The sequence below is a fragment of the Streptomyces sp. NBC_00190 genome, from assembly GCF_036203305.1.
In the GTDB taxonomy this organism is placed as follows: Bacteria; Actinomycetota; Actinomycetes; order Streptomycetales; family Streptomycetaceae; genus Streptomyces.
This window is the reverse complement of sequence record NZ_CP108131.1, coordinates 5,490,701-5,507,908: the sequence shown is the minus strand read 5'-3', so window position 1 is coordinate 5,507,908 and position 17,208 is coordinate 5,490,701. Positions and strand designations below refer to the sequence as shown.

General features: G+C 71.2%; 16 protein-coding genes. 2 read left to right on the top strand and 14 right to left on the bottom strand.

Annotated features, from left to right (window positions below; translation table 11 throughout):
• Positions 1-198: 198 nt before the first annotated feature.
• The 5 genes from ligA to OG429_RS26680 all read right to left on the bottom strand — a co-directional run bounded on the left by ligA (position 199) and on the right by OG429_RS26680 (position 5,729).
• The gene (ligA, locus tag OG429_RS26700) at positions 199-2,400 is read right to left on the bottom strand and encodes an NAD-dependent DNA ligase LigA (protein ID WP_328927791.1); all 2,202 of its coding nucleotides are present in this window, start codon (positions 2,398-2,400) and stop codon (positions 199-201) included.
• A 30-nt stretch (positions 2,401-2,430) separates the two neighbouring features.
• Positions 2,431-3,414, bottom strand: a complete 984-nt coding sequence (locus OG429_RS26695) for a methionine synthase (RefSeq protein WP_328927790.1) — start codon at positions 3,412-3,414, stop codon at positions 2,431-2,433.
• Positions 3,411-4,100, bottom strand: coding sequence for an SDR family oxidoreductase (locus tag OG429_RS26690; RefSeq protein ID WP_328927789.1), 690 nt, complete (start codon positions 4,098-4,100; stop codon positions 3,411-3,413). Before OG429_RS26690 ends, OG429_RS26695 begins: the two co-directional genes overlap by 4 nt.
• 221 nt (positions 4,101-4,321) lie before the next feature.
• On the bottom strand, positions 4,322-4,666 hold the full coding sequence (locus OG429_RS26685; protein ID WP_328927788.1) for a DUF1330 domain-containing protein: 345 nt from the start codon (positions 4,664-4,666) through the stop codon (positions 4,322-4,324).
• Positions 4,667-4,754: 88 nt separating this feature from the next.
• Positions 4,755-5,729, bottom strand: a complete 975-nt coding sequence (locus OG429_RS26680; protein WP_328927787.1) for a GlxA family transcriptional regulator — start codon at positions 5,727-5,729, stop codon at positions 4,755-4,757.
• Positions 5,730-5,850: 121 nt separating this feature from the next.
• Here OG429_RS26680 and OG429_RS26675 point away from each other — a divergent pair, with 121 nt between their 5' ends.
• A complete protein-coding gene (locus OG429_RS26675) occupies positions 5,851-6,774 on the top strand; it encodes an NADP-dependent oxidoreductase (protein WP_328927786.1) in 924 nt (307 codons plus the stop codon).
• A gap of 34 nt (positions 6,775-6,808) precedes the next feature.
• Here OG429_RS26675 and OG429_RS26670 read toward each other — a convergent pair whose 3' ends face one another.
• Complete coding sequence (locus OG429_RS26670) at positions 6,809-6,934, bottom strand: hypothetical protein (protein ID WP_328927785.1); 126 nt, start codon at positions 6,932-6,934, stop codon at positions 6,809-6,811.
• A gap of 118 nt (positions 6,935-7,052) precedes the next feature.
• Entirely contained in the window at positions 7,053-8,189 is a 1,137-nt protein-coding gene (gene mnmA / locus OG429_RS26665; protein WP_328927784.1) for a tRNA 2-thiouridine(34) synthase MnmA, read from the bottom strand.
• Positions 8,190-8,258: 69 nt separating this feature from the next.
• Here mnmA and OG429_RS26660 point away from each other — a divergent pair, with 69 nt between their 5' ends.
• A complete protein-coding gene (locus OG429_RS26660) occupies positions 8,259-8,939 on the top strand; it encodes an N-acetylmuramoyl-L-alanine amidase (protein ID WP_328927783.1) in 681 nt (226 codons plus the stop codon).
• A 3-nt stretch (positions 8,940-8,942) separates the two neighbouring features.
• Here the strand turns inward: OG429_RS26660 and OG429_RS26655 are convergent, their stop codons facing one another.
• From OG429_RS26655 to OG429_RS26625, 7 genes are all read right to left on the bottom strand, one after another.
• Complete coding sequence (locus OG429_RS26655) at positions 8,943-10,106, bottom strand: cysteine desulfurase family protein (RefSeq protein WP_328927782.1); 1,164 nt, start codon at positions 10,104-10,106, stop codon at positions 8,943-8,945.
• Positions 10,107-10,303: 197 nt separating this feature from the next.
• Complete coding sequence (locus OG429_RS26650; RefSeq protein ID WP_328927781.1) at positions 10,304-11,161, bottom strand: thioesterase family protein; 858 nt, start codon at positions 11,159-11,161, stop codon at positions 10,304-10,306.
• 47 nt (positions 11,162-11,208) lie between these two features.
• A complete protein-coding gene (locus OG429_RS26645; protein WP_328927780.1) occupies positions 11,209-11,865 on the bottom strand; it encodes a trimeric intracellular cation channel family protein in 657 nt (218 codons plus the stop codon).
• Positions 11,866-12,020: 155 nt separating this feature from the next.
• Positions 12,021-13,121 carry an ABC transporter ATP-binding protein gene (locus tag OG429_RS26640; RefSeq protein WP_328930434.1) on the bottom strand — a complete coding sequence of 367 codons (1,101 nt, stop codon included), beginning with the start codon at positions 13,119-13,121 and terminating at the stop codon, positions 12,021-12,023.
• Between the two features lie 5 nt (positions 13,122-13,126).
• Positions 13,127-14,188, bottom strand: a complete 1,062-nt coding sequence (locus OG429_RS26635) for an ABC transporter ATP-binding protein (RefSeq protein ID WP_328930433.1) — start codon at positions 14,186-14,188, stop codon at positions 13,127-13,129.
• A gap of 68 nt (positions 14,189-14,256) precedes the next feature.
• Entirely contained in the window at positions 14,257-15,258 is a 1,002-nt protein-coding gene (locus OG429_RS26630) for an ABC transporter permease (RefSeq protein ID WP_328927779.1), read from the bottom strand.
• A 150-nt stretch (positions 15,259-15,408) separates the two neighbouring features.
• The gene (locus tag OG429_RS26625) at positions 15,409-17,172 is read right to left on the bottom strand and encodes an ABC transporter substrate-binding protein (protein ID WP_328927778.1); all 1,764 of its coding nucleotides are present in this window, start codon (positions 17,170-17,172) and stop codon (positions 15,409-15,411) included.
• Between the last annotated feature and the right edge of the window lie 36 nt (positions 17,173-17,208).

Here is a 17,208-nt window from a genome sequence, read left to right as displayed (position 1 = left end):
CGGGTGAGTTTGAACCAGGACCCCCTGGTCACCCATCCGATGATCCGACAGGTCACCGCCCTGCCACCAGGCTTGTACCAGCCGTTTACCACCGTCCGTCGCGCCTGGCGTGCGCCCGCCCGTACGGCCGCACCCCACGCATCCGTTCGCCTTCGCTACTCCCGTCGGGCCTGTCGGCCGGTTGCCCCTACCGAGGTCTTACTCCGCTCCGCCGTCGCCGTCCACCGCGAGCGCCGCCTCCCGGGCCGCGTCCGGGCCCTGCTCCAGCAGCACCTCGAAGCCGGCGTCGTCGAGGATGGAGAGCTTCAGCTGCACGGCCTTGTCGTACTTCGAGCCGGGGTTGTCGCCGACCACGACGAAGGAGGTCTTCTTCGAGACGGAACCGGTGACCTTGGCCCCGCGGCTCTGCAGGGCCTCCTTCGCGCCGTCCCGGGTGTGGCTCTGCAAAGTGCCGGTGACGACGACAGTCAGCCCCTCCAGCGGACGCGGCCCCGCCTCCTCGGCGGAACCTTCCTCCTCCATCCGGACCCCGGACTCCCGCCACTTGCGCAGGATCTCCTGGTGCCACGGCTCTGCGAACCACTCCTTGAGGGACGCCGCGATGATCGCCCCGACCCCGTCGGTGGCGGTCAGCTCCTCCTCGGTGGCCTTCTCGATGGCCTCGATCGACCGGAACTCGCGGGCGAGGGCCTCCGCCGCGACCGGGCCGACATGGCGGATCGACAGGCCGTTGATGACGCGGGCGAGCGGGCGGGCCTTGGCGGCCGCGATGTTCTCCAGCATCGCCAGGGCGTTCTTCTTCGGCTCGCCCTTCTGGTTGGCGAAGACCGTGACGATCTTCTCCTCGCCCGTCTTCGGGTCCCGCTTGGGCAGTCCGCTGTCCTGGTCCAGGACGTACGCCTTGATGGGCAGCAGCTGCTCGATGGTCAGGTCGAAGAGGTCGCCCTCGTCCAGCAGCGGCGGCTGGGCCGGTTCCAGCGGGCCGGTCAGCGCGGCCGCCGCCACCATGCCGAAGTTCTCGATGTCCAGACTCTGCCGGCCGGCGAGGTAGAAGAGCCGCTCGCGCAACTGGGCGGGGCAGGTCTGCGCGTTGGGGCACCGGACGTCGATGTCCCCCTCCTTCATCGGCCTCAGCGCCGTCCCGCACTCGGGGCATTCGGCGGGCATCACGAACTCGCGCTCGCTGCCGTCCCGCAGGTCCACGACCGGCCCGAGGATCTCGGGGATGACGTCGCCCGCCTTGCGCAGTACGACGGTGTCCCCGATGAGCACGCCCTTGGCCTTGACGACCTCCTGGTTGTGCAGCGTCGCGAACTCGACCTCCGAGCCCGCCACCGTCACCGGCTCCACCTGCGCGTACGGGGTCACGCGCCCGGTGCGCCCGACGCCGACCTTGATGTCGATGAGCTTGGTGTTGACCTCTTCGGGCGCGTACTTCCAGGCGATGGCCCAGCGCGGGGCGCGGGCGGTGGAACCGAGGCGGCCCTGGAGGGCGATCTCGTCGAGCTTGACGACGACGCCGTCGATCTCGTGCTCCACCGAGTGCCGGTTCTCGCCGAAGTACGCGATGAACTCCCGGACCTCGGCGAGGGAGGAGACCACCTTGTTGTGCTGCGCGGTGGGCAGGCCCCACTCGTGGAGCAGCTCGTACGCCTGCGACTGGTGCTCGATCTCGAAACCCTGGCGGGCGCCGATGCCGTGCACGACCATGTGCAGCGGGCGGCTCGCGGTGACCTTCGGGTCCTTCTGGCGCAGCGAACCGGCCGCCGCGTTGCGCGGGTTGGCGAAGGGCTTGCCCTCGGCCTCGACGAGCCGCGCGTTGAGCTCCTCGAACTTCTCCATCGGGAAGTAGACCTCGCCGCGGATCTCGACGAGCGCCGGGATCCGGTCGCCCTTCAGCCGGTCCGGGATCTCGGCGATGGTGCGGACGTTGGGCGTGATGTCCTCACCGGTGCGGCCGTCGCCGCGGGTGGCGGCGCGGGTCAGCCGGCCGTTCTCGTAGGTGAGGTTGACGGCGAGTCCGTCCACCTTCAGCTCGCACAGGTAGTGGTAGTCCGGGGTGTTCACGTCCCGGGCCACCCGCTCGGCCCACGCGGCCAGTTCCTCGTCGTCGAAGGCGTTGTCGAGGGAGAGCATGCGCTCCCGGTGCTCGACGGAGGCGAAGTCCGTCTCGTACGCCCCGGCCACCTTCTGGGTCGGCGAGTCGGGGGTGCGCAGCTGCGGATACTGCTCCTCCAGCGCCTCCAGCGAGCGCAGCAGCTTGTCGAACTCGGCGTCGCTGACGACCGGCTGGTCGTTCACGTAGTACCGGAAGCGGTGCTCCTCGACCTGCTCGGCCAGCAGCGCGTGCTGCTCACGCACCGCCGCCGGTGCTGCCGTGTCCTGCTGTTCGGCTGCCATGCCGTGTCCTCCCGTGCCCCGTCTCGACCGTCACTCAGGGTTGTCGGCGAGCGACCTCGCCGCCCTGACGCAATGCGCCTGCACCGCGCGCGCGTAGGCGGGTGAAGCGCCCGCCAGACCGCACGACGGGGTGACCACGACGGACTCCGCCAGAGTCCCCGGGGCCAGTCCCAGCCTGCGCCAAAGCTTCCTGACACCCATGACGCTACCGGCAGGGTCTGACAACGGGACGTCGGTGCCCGCCACCACTCCGGCGAAGAGTTTCGTACCGCCCTCGACGGCCTCCCCGATGGCGTCGTCCTCGCGCTCGGTGAGCAACGAGAAATCGAACGACACGCCCGTGGCACCGGCCCGCCGCAGCAGCCCGAAGGGGACCTCGGGCGCGCAGGAGTGGACGACGACCTCCCCGTCATGGACGGCGAAGAGCTCGCGCAGGGTGCCCTCGACGACCTGCCGGTCCACGGCGCGGTAGGTGCGGTAGCCGCTCGCGGACCGCACCCGGCCGAGCAGCACCGAGGTCAGGGACGGCTCGTCGAACTGCAGCACGATCTCGGCGCCGGGAATGCGCTTGCGTACGTCCGCCAGGTGCTCGCGCAGCCCCTCGGCCAGCGATCCCGCCAGGTCCCGGCACGCGCCCGCGTCCTGGAGCATTGCCTCGCCGCCGTGCAGCTCCAGCGCGGCGGCCAGCGTCCACGGACCGACGGCCTGGACCTTGAGCTTGCCCTCGTACCCCTGCGTGAACTCCTCCAAGGCGTCGAGGTCCTCGCCGAGCCAGGACCGGGCCCTGCGCGTGTCCCGCCCGGGGCGGTCGCTGACCCGCCAGCCGCTGGGTTCCACGTGCGCGTACATCTCGACCAGCAGCCCGAGGGAGCGGCCGATCATGTCGGCGCCGGGCCCCCGGGCGGGCAGCTCGGCCAGGTACGGGAACTCCTCGAAGGAACCGGTGACGGTCTTGGCCGCCTCGCGGGCGTCGCCCCCGGGCAGCGAACCGACGCCGGTGGCGCTCGCGCTCATCGGCCGGGCCTGACGCTCAGGTCGTTGACCTCGGCGTCGCGCGGCAGATCGATGGCCATGACGACGGTCGTCGCCACGGACTCGGGGTCGATCCACTTCGCGGGGTCGTACTCCTTGCCCTCCTGCGAGTGCACCTTGGCCTGCATGGGGCTCGCGGTACGGCCGGGGTAGACGGAGGTCACGCGGATGCCGTGGGGCTTCTCCTCCTCCCTGAGGGAGTCGGCGAGCGCCTTGAGGCCGTGCTTGGAGGCTGCGTACGCGCTCCACCCGGCGTGCGCGTGGAGCCCGGCGCCGGAGTTCACGAAGACGATGTCGGCGCGCGAGGCGCGCAGGGTGGGCAGCAGCAGCCGGGTCACCTCGGCGGGGGCGATCAGGTTCACGTTGAGCTGCTGGTGCCAGGTCTTGGGCCGCAGCTCGCCCACCGGTCCGAGGTCCACGATCCCGGCGATGTGCAGGAGCGAGTCGATCCGCTCGGGCACGGGCTGCTTGGAGAAGGCCCACGAGAGCCGGTCGGGATCGGCGAGGTCGCCCACGAGGGCCCGCGCCCCGGGGTACCGCTCGACGAGCTGCTTGCCGCGTCCGGCGTCGCGGGCGAGGAGGACGAGGTCGTCGCCGCGCGCGTGCAGGCGGGCGGCGACGGCGGCGCCGATGCCGGATCCGGCACCGGTGATCAGGTGAGTAGCCATACCGCCCATGCTCGCACCCGTCAGGCGCCGGCGGCCTCGCGGTACGCCGCCTCGATCACGGCGCGGGCGGTGACGGCCGGATCGGCGCCCACGGCGGGGCCGAAGCCGTCACCGACCAGGATGTGCGGGTGCGCCGCGACCAGCGCGGCCCGCGCGTCACGCCGCGGCCCGGCCCACCGCTCCAGGGCCTGGTCCCGTACTCCCCCAGCGGTGGCCCACGGTCAGAGCCCGGCGGCTTCGCGCAGGGCGGCCGCCGTCTTCGAGGCGTCGTAGTCGGCCGGGACGCCCTCGACCAGGATGACCTCGCCCGCGATGTGGTCGGTGCGCAGCGGGATGAGGGCCTGGTAGGCGTCGGAGGCGTACCAGCCGCGGGCCTTGTCGATGTCCGGGAAGCCGATGACGACGACCGTGCCGGGCCAGGGGCCCTCTTTGACCTCGACCTCCTTGCCGTGGACCAGGAAGCGGCCGTCGAAGGGGTCCATGGTGGACTGGATCTCCTCGATGTAGCGGAGGACGTCCTCGTTCATCGTGTCGGGGCGGATGTGTCCGATGGCGTATGCGGTCATGATGATCTCCCCCTTCAACCGGCCCGCGGGTTCGGGCTGTTGGCCAGATCCTGTCAGGACGCGGCGTCGGAGGCGATTACTCCTGAGGTCATGCCAGGGCGGGGCTGTGCGGCTGGAAGGTGCGGCGGTAGGCGATCGGGGAGATCCCGAGGGCGGTCCGCATGTGCTGGCGCAGGGAGCCCGCGGAGCCGAAGCCGGCCCGGTGGGCGACCAGGTCGACCGGCAGGTCGCTGGACTCCAGCAAGTGCCGGGCCACTTCGAGGCGTTGGGTGGTGAGCCACTGCACCGGGGTCATGCCGACCTCGTCGCGGAAGCGCCGGGTGAAGGTGCGCAGGCTCATCCGGGCGTGGGCGGCCAGCTCGCCCAGGGTGATCGGGGAGTCGAGGCGTTCCAGGGCCCAGGCACGGGTGGCGGTGGTGGTGGCGATGGTGGGTTCGGGAACGGGCCGGTCGATGTACTGGGCCTGCCCGCCGTCACGCCACGGCGGGACGACGCACAGCCGGGCGGCGCGGTTGGCGACGGCGGAGCCGTGGTCCTGGCGGATCAGGTAGAGGCAGAGGTCGACGCCGGCCGCCACGCCCGCCGAGGTGAGGATGTCGCCGTCGTCGACGAAGAGGACCTCCTCGTCGAGCCGGACGCGCGGGAAGCCGCGCTGGAACTCGGGCGCGTGCAGCCAGTGCGTGGTGGCGGGCCTGCCGTCGAGCATCCCGGCGGCGGCGAGGACGTAGGAGCCGGTGCACAGGGAGACGATCCGGGTGCCGGGCCTGATCGCGGCGAGCGCGTCGGTCAGCGGCTGCGGCAGGGGCGCGCCCTGCGCGAGCTCGTCCATGGAGTGCGTGGGCGTGATGATCACGGTATCGGCGGCGGCGAGGGCCTCGGGGCCCGCCGAGACGCCCACGGTGAAGCCCGCGTCGCTGGCCACGGGTCGTCCGTCGGCGGTGCAGACGGTCAGCTCGTAGAGCGGGTTCCCGGCCTCGTCCAGGGCGTTGCCGAAGACCCGGGAGGGGATCCCGAGCTCGAACGGGGGGACGCCTTCGAGGGCCAGTACTGCGATCCGGTGCATGGCCAAATCCTGACACATGGTGGCCGTCCGGCCAACACCATGGACTGCCGTCGGCGCCGAAGCTGGTTCCGGAGCAGCGCCGGACACACCGGACACGCCTGCAACACCTGAGGAGAAACACATGCGCGCCGTCGTTGTCAGCCAGTGGGGCGGACCCGAGGTACTGACCGAGACCGAGCTGGACCGCCCGGAGCCGGGCATGGGAGAGGTCCTGGTACGCGTCCACGCGGCCGGGGTGAACCCCGTCGACTGGAAGACCCGGGCCTCCGGAGCCCTCATTCCCTGGGGGCCGGTCCCGCAGGTCGGCTGGGACGTGTCGGGCACGGTCGAGGCCGTCGGACCGGGCGTGACCCTGCACCGGGTGGGCGACGAGGTGTACGGGATGCCCCGCTTCCCGCAGCAGGCCGGCGCCTACGCGCAGTACGTGGCGGCTCCCGCCCGGCACTTCGCCCGCAAGCCCGCCTCCCTGGACCACGTACAGGCCGCCGCGCTGCCGCTGGCGGCACTGACCGCCTGGCAGGCGCTGGTGGACACCGCCGGGGTCTCGGCCGGGCAGCGGGTGCTGGTGCACGCCGCGGCCGGCGGGGTCGGCCACCTGGCCGTGCAGATCGCCAAGGCCCGCGGCGCGTACGTGATCGGCACCGCGAGCGCGGGCAAGCACGACCTGCTGCGCGGTCTGGGCGCCGACGAGGTGATCGACTACCGCACCACCGACTTCGAGGACGCGGTCGCGGACGTGGACGTCGTGATCGACGCCATCGGCGGGGACTACGGGCAGCGCTCCCTGAAGGTGCTGAAGCCGGGCGGCCACCTGGTGACCCTGCCCGGCCCGGACGGCATCCCGGCCGACACGCAGGGCGTGCAGGCCGCCTGGGTGCTCGTGGAGCCGGACCTGAAGGGCCTGGAGGAGATCGCGGCCCTGGTCGAGCAGGGCCTGCTGAAGCCGCTGGTCGACACGGTGCTGCCGCTGGAGCAGGCCGCGAAGGCCCACGAGATCGGCGAGCAGGGCCGCACGACCGGCAAGATCGTCCTGACGGTCGCCTAGCCGAACGCCTAGCCGGTCCGGGATCCAGCAGCGGTCAGGGGGCGGCCACGGGGGCGGTCACAGGGACTTCGCGAAGCGCGAGGATCTCGCTCGCCGACGTGGCCCGCAGGGTGGCGGGTGCGGACTGGGCGGCGGCCGCAGTACCCGCGGCGACTCCCATGAGCAGCAGCGGGACCGCACAGGGCGGCAGGACCGGGGGTAGTCCCCCTCCGCTCCCCGGCGTCCCCCACTTCCACCTTCGCGTCCGGGTCGCCCCGCTCCCGCACCCGGGGCGGGGCTCACACGGCGGCGGCCGCGGCCCGAGTGGTCGTGGCGATGGTGGCGGAGCCCACCACGCGGGTGCCGTCGTAGAGGACGATCGCCTGGCCGGGGGCCACGCCGCGGACCGGTTCGGTGAAGGAGACGTGCAGCTCGCCGTCCACGAGCTCGGCGAAGACCTCGGTCTCGCCGCCGTGGGCGCGCAGCTGGGCGGTGTAGGTGCCCGCGGCGGCGGCCGTGGATCCGCACCAGCGGGGGCGGATCGCGGTCAGGGCGGTGACGTCGAGGGCCTCGACGGGGCCGACGGTGACGGTGTTGTTCACCGGCGAGATGTCGAGGACGTAGCGCGGCTTGCCGTCGGGGGCGGGGTGGCCGATGCGCAGGCCCTTACGCTGGCCGATGGTGAAGCCGAAGGCGCCCTCGTGGGTGCCGACCTTCTCGCCGGTCGCCTCGTCGACGATGTCGCCCTCGGCCTTGCCGAGGCGGTTCGCGAGGAAGCCCTGGGTGTCGCCGTCGGCGATGAAGCAGATGTCGTGGCTGTCGGGCTTCTTCGCCACGGCCAGGCCCCGCTCCTCGGCCTCGGCGCGGATCTCTTCCTTGGTGGTGAGGGTGTCGCCGAGCGGGAAGAGGGCGTGGGCGAGCTGCTTCTCGTCCAGGACGCCGAGGACGTACGACTGGTCCTTGGCCATGTCGGAGGCGCGGTGCAGCTCGCGCGTGCCGTCCTCGTTCAGGACGACGGTGGCGTAGTGGCCGGTGCAGACGGCGTCGAAGCCGAGGGCGAGGGCCTTGTCGAGCAGCGCGGCGAACTTGATCTTCTCGTTGCAGCGCAGGCAGGGGTTGGGCGTGCGCCCGGCCTCGTACTCGGAGATGAAGTCCTCGACCACGTCCTCGCGGAAGCGCTCGGCGAGGTCCCAGACGTAGAAGGGGATGCCGATGACGTCCGCGGCGCGGCGGGCGTCGCGGGAGTCCTCGATGGTGCAGCAGCCGCGGGCTCCGGTCCGGAAGGACTGCGGGTTCGCGGAGAGCGCCAGGTGGACGCCGGTCACGTCGTGCCCGGCTTCGACCGCGCGGGCTGCGGCGACGGCGGAGTCGACACCGCCGGACATGGCGGCGAGGACGCGAAGGGGGCGGGCGGTGCGCGGCAGGTTCTCAGTCATAGCACCGTCCAGAGTACGGGGAACCGAGCGGGGTCACAGCGCGTTATCGGGGTACGGGGGGTGGATCACATGGGGAGCAAGGGCGGAAAGGTCGACGGAGCACCGAAGCCGGCGCCGCGCAGGACGCGCCGGGCGGTGCTGTTCGGGGGTCTGGGGATCTTCACGGTGGCGGCGATCGCCGGCCGTGACGAGCTGCAGCGCGCCTGGTGGCTCCTGCCAGGGGTGGGCAAGCCGCGAAAAGAGGGCGCGGTGGACCATCCGGGCGTGGGCTGGACGGCGGCCTCGCCGGCGAACTGGCGGCTGGCGGACCGGCCCGACGACTACCCGGTGGACCGGATCGTCATCCATGTCACGCAGGGCAGCTTCGCGTCCTCGGTGGACGCCTTCAAGAACCCGTGGCACCAAGCGTCGGCCCACTACATAGTGGCCCAGGACGGCCATGTCGAGCAGATGGTGCGCGAGCTGGACGTCGCCTTCCACTCGGGCAACCGCAAGATGAACGAGCGCAGTGTGGGCATCGAGCACGAGGGCTTCGTGGACCGGCCGCAGGACTTCACGGACGCGATGTACGCGGCCTCGGCCCGGCTGGCCGCCGACATCTGCCGCAGGTACGACATACCCGTGGACCGTACGCACATCCTGGGCCACTCCGAGGTCCCGGGCGCCGACCACACGGACCCGGGCAGCCACTGGGACTGGGACCGCTACCTGGGGCTGGTCCGATCGGAACTCGCGGCGGCCCCCCGCTGAGCCCTAGCTGAGGCCTGCCGTACGGGCGCGTTCGACGGCCGGGCCGATGGCTGCGGCCAGGGCTGCGATGTCGTCCTTGGTGGAGGTGTGGCCGAGGGAGAAGCGCAGGGTGCCCCGGGCCAGTTCGGGGTCGGTGCCCGCGGCCAGCAGGACGTGGCTCGGCTGGGCCACCCCGGCGGTGCAGGCCGAGCCCGTCGAGCACTCGATGCCCTGGGCGTCGAGCAGCAGCAGCAGGGAGTCGCCCTCGCAGCCGGGGAAGCTGAAGTGGGCGTTGGCCGGGAGCCGGTCGTCGGGGTCTCCGCCGAGGACGGCGTCCGGCACGGCCGCGCGGACGGCGGCGACCAGCTCGTCCCGCAGTGCGCCGATCTCGGCGGCGAACCGCTCGCGCCGCTCGGCGGCGAGGACGGCGGCGACCGCGAAGGCGGCGATGGCGGGCACGTCGAGGGTGCCGGAGCGGACGTGCCGTTCCTGGCCGCCTCCGTGCAGTACGGGCACGGGACTCTGGTCGCGGCCCAGCAGCAGCGCGCCGATGCCGTACGGGCCGCCGACCTTGTGCCCACTGACGGTCATGGCGGCGAGGCCGCTGTCGCCGAAGGAGACGTCGAGCTGCCCGAAGGCCTGCACGGCGTCGGAGTGCAGCGGGATCCCGTACTCCCCCGCGACGGCGGCCAGTTCGCGGACCGGCATGACGGTGCCGATCTCGTTGTTGGCCCACATGACGGTGGCCAGGGCCACGTCGTCGGGGTTGCGCTCGACGGCCTCGCGGAAGGCGTCGGCGTGCACGCGCCCGTAGTGGTCCACCGGCAGGTACTCGACCTGGGCGGCCTCGTGCTCGGCGAGCCAGTGGACCGCGTCGAGCACGGCGTGGTGCTCGACGGGGCTGGCCAGGACCCGGGTCCGGGCGGGGTCGGCGTCGCGGCGGGCCCAGTAGAGGCCCTTGACGGCGAGGTTGTCGGCCTCCGTACCGCCGGCGGTGAAGACCACCTCGCTCGGACGGGCGCCGATCGCGTCGGCGAAGGCCTCGCGGGCCTCCTCGACGGTGCGGCGGGCCCGGCGGCCGGCGGCGTGCAGGGAGGACGCGTTCCCCGTGGCGGCGAACTGCGCGGTCATCGCCGCGGCGGCCTCCGGCAGCATCGGGGTGGTGGCGGCGTGGTCGAGGTAGGCCATGATCCCCCGATTCTACGAGTGCGGCGGCACCCTCCCGCGCCGCGGTCCCGTCAGGCCGGCCGCTTCGGGGCCGCCGGGGCCCCGTGGGGCCCGCGGGCCCCCGGCCGAGGATCGGCCGACGGAGTCCGTCGCCGCGCCCCCGAAGCCCTCCGGGGCCGAGCGGTGCGAGGGGGGCGCGGGGGCGCGTCGAGAAGGTGTCAGGACTGGCGCGGGGCGCGGGCCAGCTGGCGGGACTGGGCGACCAGGTGGTCCGCCGAGTCCCAGACCTCGGCGTCCTCCTCCAGGAAGCCGCCGGCCAGGTTGCGCGTGGTGATGGCGACGCGCAGCGGGCCCGGGGCCGGGCGGCGGCGGATGTGCGTGGTGAGTTCCACGGTCGGCGCCCAGCCGATCAGCCCCAGGTCGAAGGCGGTGGGCGGCAGCGCGTCGACGGCGAGGAGCATGGACAGCGGGTCGGCGTCACGGCCGTCGGCCAGCTCGAACCAGGCCCGCATCTCGCCCTTGCCCGAGGGAGCGCCGACGGCCCAGCCCGCGGTCGCGGGGTCCAGCCGCAGCCGCAGCCGGTCGACGATCTCGGAGCTCCCGGGGATCGGGGCCGGTCCGGCTTCCGCGCCGAGGCAGTCCTCGTAGGCCGGCATGACGGGCGCCGTGGCCACCGTCCGCACGTCGTCCGGCAGGGACGAGAGGTCGCCGTAGGAGGCGAGGACGCGGATGCGCTCGATCTCGGCGCCGCTCTCGTCGTACTGGAACAGCGAGGCCTGGCCGGTCGAGAGGGTCCGGCCGACCCGTACGACCTGCGTGCGGATCACGGCGGGGCCGGGCACGGAGGAGGTCAGGTAGTGCGCGGAGACGGTGAAGGGGTCCGGGTGCGGGAGGGCCGCCGACAGGGCCCGGCCGACCAGGGCCAGCAGGTAGCCGCCGTTGACGGCGGTGATGATCGTCCACCCGGCGGAGAGCTCCGCGTCGTACACCCCGGGCTCGCCCGCGCGCGCGGTGATCGTGGTGTCGCGGTCGAACTCGCTGTCGCCGATGGTTGCCTGGGCAGCTGCGTTTGACATGAAAACGACGGTACACCGTGAAGCTACTAAGCGGTAGCTTTCTATTGTTACGGCTCTTCGGCCACCGACGACCGACGGTTCCAGGCCAGCGGCGCCCGCCAGTGGTAGCGCATGGCGAGGAGGCGCAGAACGAATGTGGTGACGATCGCCAGGCCGGTGGTGAAGGCGTTGAGGGACTCCAGGGCGATGAAGACGGCGACCATAGCGGCGCCGACCGTGGCGGGCACGGCGTACATCTCGCGGTCGCGCAGCAGCGAGGGCACCTCGTTGGCGAGTACGTCGCGCAGTACGCCGCCGCCGACGGCCGTGGCCAGGCCGAGCGCGGCGGACGCGGTGAGGCCGAGGCCGTACTCGTACGCCTTGGTGGTGCCCGTCACGCAGAACAGCGCGAGGCCGGCGGCGTCGCAGACGTTGATGGCCCGGTTGATCCGCTGGACCTCGGGGTGGAGGAAGAAGACGAGCGCGGCGGCGATCAGCGGCGTGACGAAGAAGCTGAGCTCGCCGAAGGCGGCCGGCGGGACGGCGCCGATGACGAGGTCACGGAAGAGGCCGCCGCCGAGGGCGGTGACCAGCGCGAGAACGGCGATGCCGAAGACGTCGAAGTTCTTGCGGACGGCGAGCAGGGCGCCCGCGGTGGCGAAGACGAAGATGCCGGCGAGGTCCAGGGCATGCTGGATCCCGGGCGGGAAGAGATCGTGGGACACCGGGCCATTGTCGCCTGCCGGGCGGCTCCGCCCGGCTGCGGGCCCCTGGCCGGTGCGGCTTCAGGATCCGGGGCTGCGCCCGCTACCGCCGCGAACGCCGACGGGGCCGGATGCGCGCCGCCGCGCGCATCCGGCCCCGCCCACACCTTCGGCCGTTACTCCGAGACCGTGGCCACCGCGTCCGCCGCGCCCGGCAGGGGCTGGTCGCCCGGAGCCTGGTCGGGGGCGTTCTCCGGGTGGTGGCAGGCCACCTGGTGGCCGGTCTTCAGCGCCAGCATCGGCGGTTCCTGCGTCGTGCAGATCTGCGTCGCCTTCCAGCACCGCGTGTGGAAGCGGCAGCCGGTCGGCGGGGAGATCGGCGACGGCACGTCGCCCTTGAGCAGAATGCGGCCGGTCGCCGCGCCCCGCCGCCTCGGGTCGGGCACCGGCACGGCCGACAGCAGGGCCTTGGTGTACGGGTGCATCGGGTTCTCGTAGAGCGACTTGCGGTCCGTCAGCTCCACGATCTTGCCGAGGTACATCACCGCGATGCGGTCGGAGACGTGCCGGATGACCGACAGGTCGTGCGCGATGATCACGTACGTCAGGCCGAGCTCCTCCTGGAGGTCGTCCAGCAGGTTCACCACCTGGGCCTGGATCGACACGTCCAGCGCCGAGACCGGCTCGTCGGCGACGACCAGCTTCGGCTTCAGGGCCAGGGCCCGGGCGATGCCGATGCGCTGGCGCTGGCCGCCGGAGAACTCGTGCGGGTAGCGGTTGTAGTGCTCCGGATTCAGGCCGACCAGCGACAGCAGCCGCTGCACCTCGGCCTTGAGACCGCCCTCCGGGTTGACCCCCTGCAGCTTGAACGGGGCGCCGACGATCGTGCCGACCGTGTGCCGCGGATTCAGCGAGCCGTACGGGTCCTGGAAGATCATCTGCACATCGCGGCGCAGCGGCCGCATGCCCGCCACCCCGAGGTGCGTGATGTCCTTGCCCTCGAACTCGACCGTTCCGCCGGTCGGTTCGAGCAGCCGCGTGATCAGCCGGCCCATGGTCGACTTGCCGCAGCCGGACTCGCCGACCACGCCCAGCGTCTCGCCGCGACGGACCTCGAAGTCGATCCCGTCGACGGCCTTGACGGCCCCGACCTGCCGGCGCAGCAGCCCCTTGTTGATGGGGAAGTGCTTGACCAGGCCGGTCACCTTCAGCAGCGTTTCCGCGGGCGCCTTCTCGGAGGCCTGCTCAGAGGCCTCCGCCGCGCCGGTCTTCTTCATGTCGGTCACAGCTTCGGCGCAATCTCTTCGGTCCAGATCCGGGTCCGCTCCTCCTGCGACATGTGGCAGGCGGACCAGTGCCGGCTGTCGTCCTGGGTCAGCTCGGGCCGCTGGGTGCGGGTGATGCCGCCCTTGGGGATGTCGGCGTACGGGCAGCGCGGGTTGAAGGCACAGCCGCTGGGGATGTTGATGAGGCTGGGCGGCGAGCCCTTGACCGGGATCAGGCGCTCGGTCTGGTCGCGGTCGATGCGCGGCATCGAGCCGAGCAGGCCCCAGGTGTACGGGTGGCGCGGCTCGTAGAAGACCTTCTCGGCGGTGCCCCGCTCGACGCACCGGCCGCCGTACATGACGAGGATGTCGTCGGCCATCTCGGCGACCACGCCGAGGTCGTGCGTGATCATGATGACCGCGGAGCCGAACTCCTTCTGCAGATCGCGGATCAGGTCCAGGATCTGCGCCTGGACGGTGACGTCCAGGGCGGTGGTCGGCTCGTCCGCGATGAGCAGCTCGGGGTTGTTGACCAGGGCCATCGCGATCATCGCGCGCTGGCGCATGCCGCCGGAGAACTCGTGGGGGTACGCGTCCACGCGCCGGTGCGGCTCCGGGATGCCCACACGGTCGAGCATCTCGACGGCCCGCTTGCGCGCCGTCTTCTTGTCGACGTCCTGGTGGGTCCGGTACGCCTCGATGATCTGCTTGCCGACCGAGTAGTACGGGTGCATCGCGGACAGCGGGTCCTGGAAGACCATGGCCATCTTGCGCCCGCGGAGCTTGCGCACGTGGTCCGCGTCGGCCCGTACCAGGTCCTCGCCGTCGAGCACGACCTCGCCCGAGATGTGGGGGCGGCTGCGCGCGTTGCCGGTGCGGTGCAGGCCCATGATCGCCAGCGAGGTCACCGACTTGCCGGAGCCGGACTCGCCGACGATGCCGAGGGTCTTGCCGCGCTCCAGGTCGAAGGAGAGCCCGTCGACGGACTTGACGAGACCGTCGTCGGTCGGGAAGTGCACCTTCAGGTCGCGCACGGAGAGGAAGGCGCCGTCCTTGGGCGGCCCGGCCTGCTCGGGGATGAACGCGGGCCCGCCGACGACGGGTTCGCGGTCATCGGGCTCGCCGGAGCCGGTGGTGGGGTTCTCGGTCACGTCAGCCTCACGCGCGGGTCGATGACGGCGTACAGCAGGTCCACGATCAGGTTGGCCATCACCACGAACAACGCGGCGATCAGGGTGACTCCCATGATCACGGGGAGGTCGCCGGCGCCGATGGCGGCAACGGCCGCCGTTCCCAGACCCTGGAAGTTGAAAGTCGTCTCGGTGAGCACCGCACCGCCGAGGAGTCCGCCGAGGTCGAGGCCGAACATCGTGACGATCGGGGTGAGCGTGGAGCGCAGGGCGTGCTTGCGGATGACCACGCCCTCCTTGAGCCCCTTGGCGCGGGCCGTGCGGATGTAGTCCTCGCCGAGGACCTCCAGCATCGTGGCGCGGGTGATGCGGGCGTAGGTGGCGGCGAAGAGGAAGGCCAGGGTGACCCAGGGCAGGATCAGGCTGTTGAGCCAGGCTCCTGGATCCTCGGTCAGGGGTTTGTAGTTGGACACGTCCAGCCAGCCGAGACTGTAGACGAAGATCGCGGGGGCCACCATGCCGGTGAAGAAGATCGGCAGGGAGACACCGGCGAGCGCGCCGACCATGACGGTTCGGTCGATGGCGGTCCTGCGTTTGAGCGCCGAGATCACACCGGTGGCCACACCGGCGATCACCCAGATCAAGGCCGCACCGAGGGCGAGCGAGAGCGTGACCGGCATGCGGTCGAGCATCGTCTCCCAGACGGGCGCGTCGGTCTTGAAGGAGTACCCGAAGCACGGCGCCGCACAGTGCGTGACGTCGGAGCCGCCGTCGTAGTCACGGCCGGTGAAGATGCCCTTGAGGAAGAGCAGGTACTGCTCGGAGATGGGCTTGTCGAAGCCCATCTTCACGCGGATGCCCGCCAGGGCGGTCTCATTGGTCTCGCGTCCGGCGTACATGAGCGCGGGATCGCTGCCGGTCAGCTTCGGGACCGCGAAGAAGATGCCGAAGGTGACCACGGAGACCACCAGCAGCGTGGCGGCGACGTTGAACAGCCGCCGTATGAGGTAGACGAGCACTGCAGTCGGCCGCCCGGGGCGGGTGGCCGCCGCCCCTTGTGGGGACGGCGGCCACCGCCTGCGGCCTTCACCTGCCCTTCGGACTAGCGCATGTGCGGTGAAGGCACTTACTTACTTGCGTGCTGGGTTGATTCCCTGCACCGGACCGGACTACTTGGCGGCGATACCCACGGTGGCAAGGTCGATCTTGCCCATGGAGTCGTTGAAGTAGACGTTGGTCAGACGCGGGTTGTGGTAGACGAAGGCCTTGTCGAAGTTGATCGGCAGGTAGAGCGCCTTCTCCATGATCTTCTTGTTGATGTCCGTGTAGAACGGCGCGGCGGCTTCCGGCGTGGCGGCGGAGGCGGCCTTGTCGAAGAGGCCGTTGACCTCGGCGTCGTCGAGCATCGAGTAGTTGTTGTTGCCGTTCGGCTGGATGAACGATCCGTCGACCAGCGGCTGCAGGAAGCCCGCGCCGGAGTTGTAGTCGGCGCCCCAGCCCATGACGATGATGCCGTAGTTCTTCTTCTTCACGTTCTCGGGCGAACCGATCGTGGAGGAGGAGAGCTTGCCGTCGTACTGGTCGATCGTCGCCTTGATGCCGACCTTGGCGAGCGCCGCCTGGAGGGACTCGGCGGTCTTCACCTCGGGAGCGCGGTTGTTGCGCACGGCGATCGTGGTCTCGAAGCCGTCCGGCTTGCCACAGGCCTTCAGGGCCTCCTTGGCCTTGGCCTCCTGCGGCTCGCCCTTCGTCAGACCGAAGGGGTCGTAGGACTTGTCCGAGCCGGGGATACCGGGCGGCAGCATGTTGGCGCCGAGGTCACCGCTGGTCGGGCCGCCGCGGGCGGTCTGCAGGGACTTCGGGTCGGCCGCGTAGATGACGGCCTTGCGGCACTCGATGTTCTCGAACGGCGCGACGGTCTGCGGGAAGACGAAGTAGCGGATGTAGCCCGTGAACGGGTTGTCCGCGTTCGCCTTGAGCTTCTCGTCCTTGATGATCTTGTTCTTCGCGGCCTGCTGGACGCCGGTACCGTCGACCGCGAGGTCGATGTCACCCGACAGCAGGCGCTGGTCCATGTCGTCCGGGTTGGTCGTCACCGTGAAGGAGACCTTGTCCGGCAGACCCTTGCGGATCGTGTCGGTCTTCGGGTCCCAGTTCTCGTTGCGGACGAAGGTGGCACCCTTGCCGGCGGTGAAGCTCTCCACCTTGTACGGGCCGGTGGAGACCGGCTTGTTGGTGTAGGTGGCGCCCGTGTCCTTGGCCGCCGGGACCGGCGAGGAGGACGGCATGGCCAGCAGGTAGCTGAAGTCGGAGTTGGCGCTCGCCAGGTTGAAGACGATCGTCTTGTCGTCCGGCGTCTCGACGGACTTCAGACCCATCTTGTTGGGGTCGGTGTCCTTGTACGGGCCCGGGTACTTCTGGCCCTGGTCGAGCAGGTCGATCAGGTAGGTCGGGCCGCCGGACAGCACGTCCTGCGCGAAGTTGCGCTCGACGCCGTACTTGATGTCCTTCGAGGTGATCGGCGTACCGTCCTCGAACTTCACGCCGTCCTTGAGCTTGAGCGTGTAGGTCTTGCCGTCGTTGCTCAGGACCGGCAGGGCCTCGGCGAGGTCCGGGACCAGCTTGGTGCCGTCCTTGCCCGGCTTGCTGTCGTATGCGAGCAGCTGGCGTACGTACAGGCGCTGCATGTTCCAGACGAAGCCGTAGTAGGCACGCGCCGGGTCGAGGTAGTCGACGTCCTGCGGCGACCAGAGCTTGAGCTCTCCGCCCTTGGCGTCCGACGGGTTGACGACTCCGGTGGTGGCGGCGTTGAACGCGGCGGCACCGTTGCCCTTCCCCTCGCTCTTCTTGCCGTCGTCGCCACCGCACGCGGCGGTCAGCGACAGGGCGGCGATCACGGCGGTGATCGCGAATGCCTGCTTTCTGCGGATCACGGTTGTCCAACCTCCATGGTGGGTGAATCGATACAG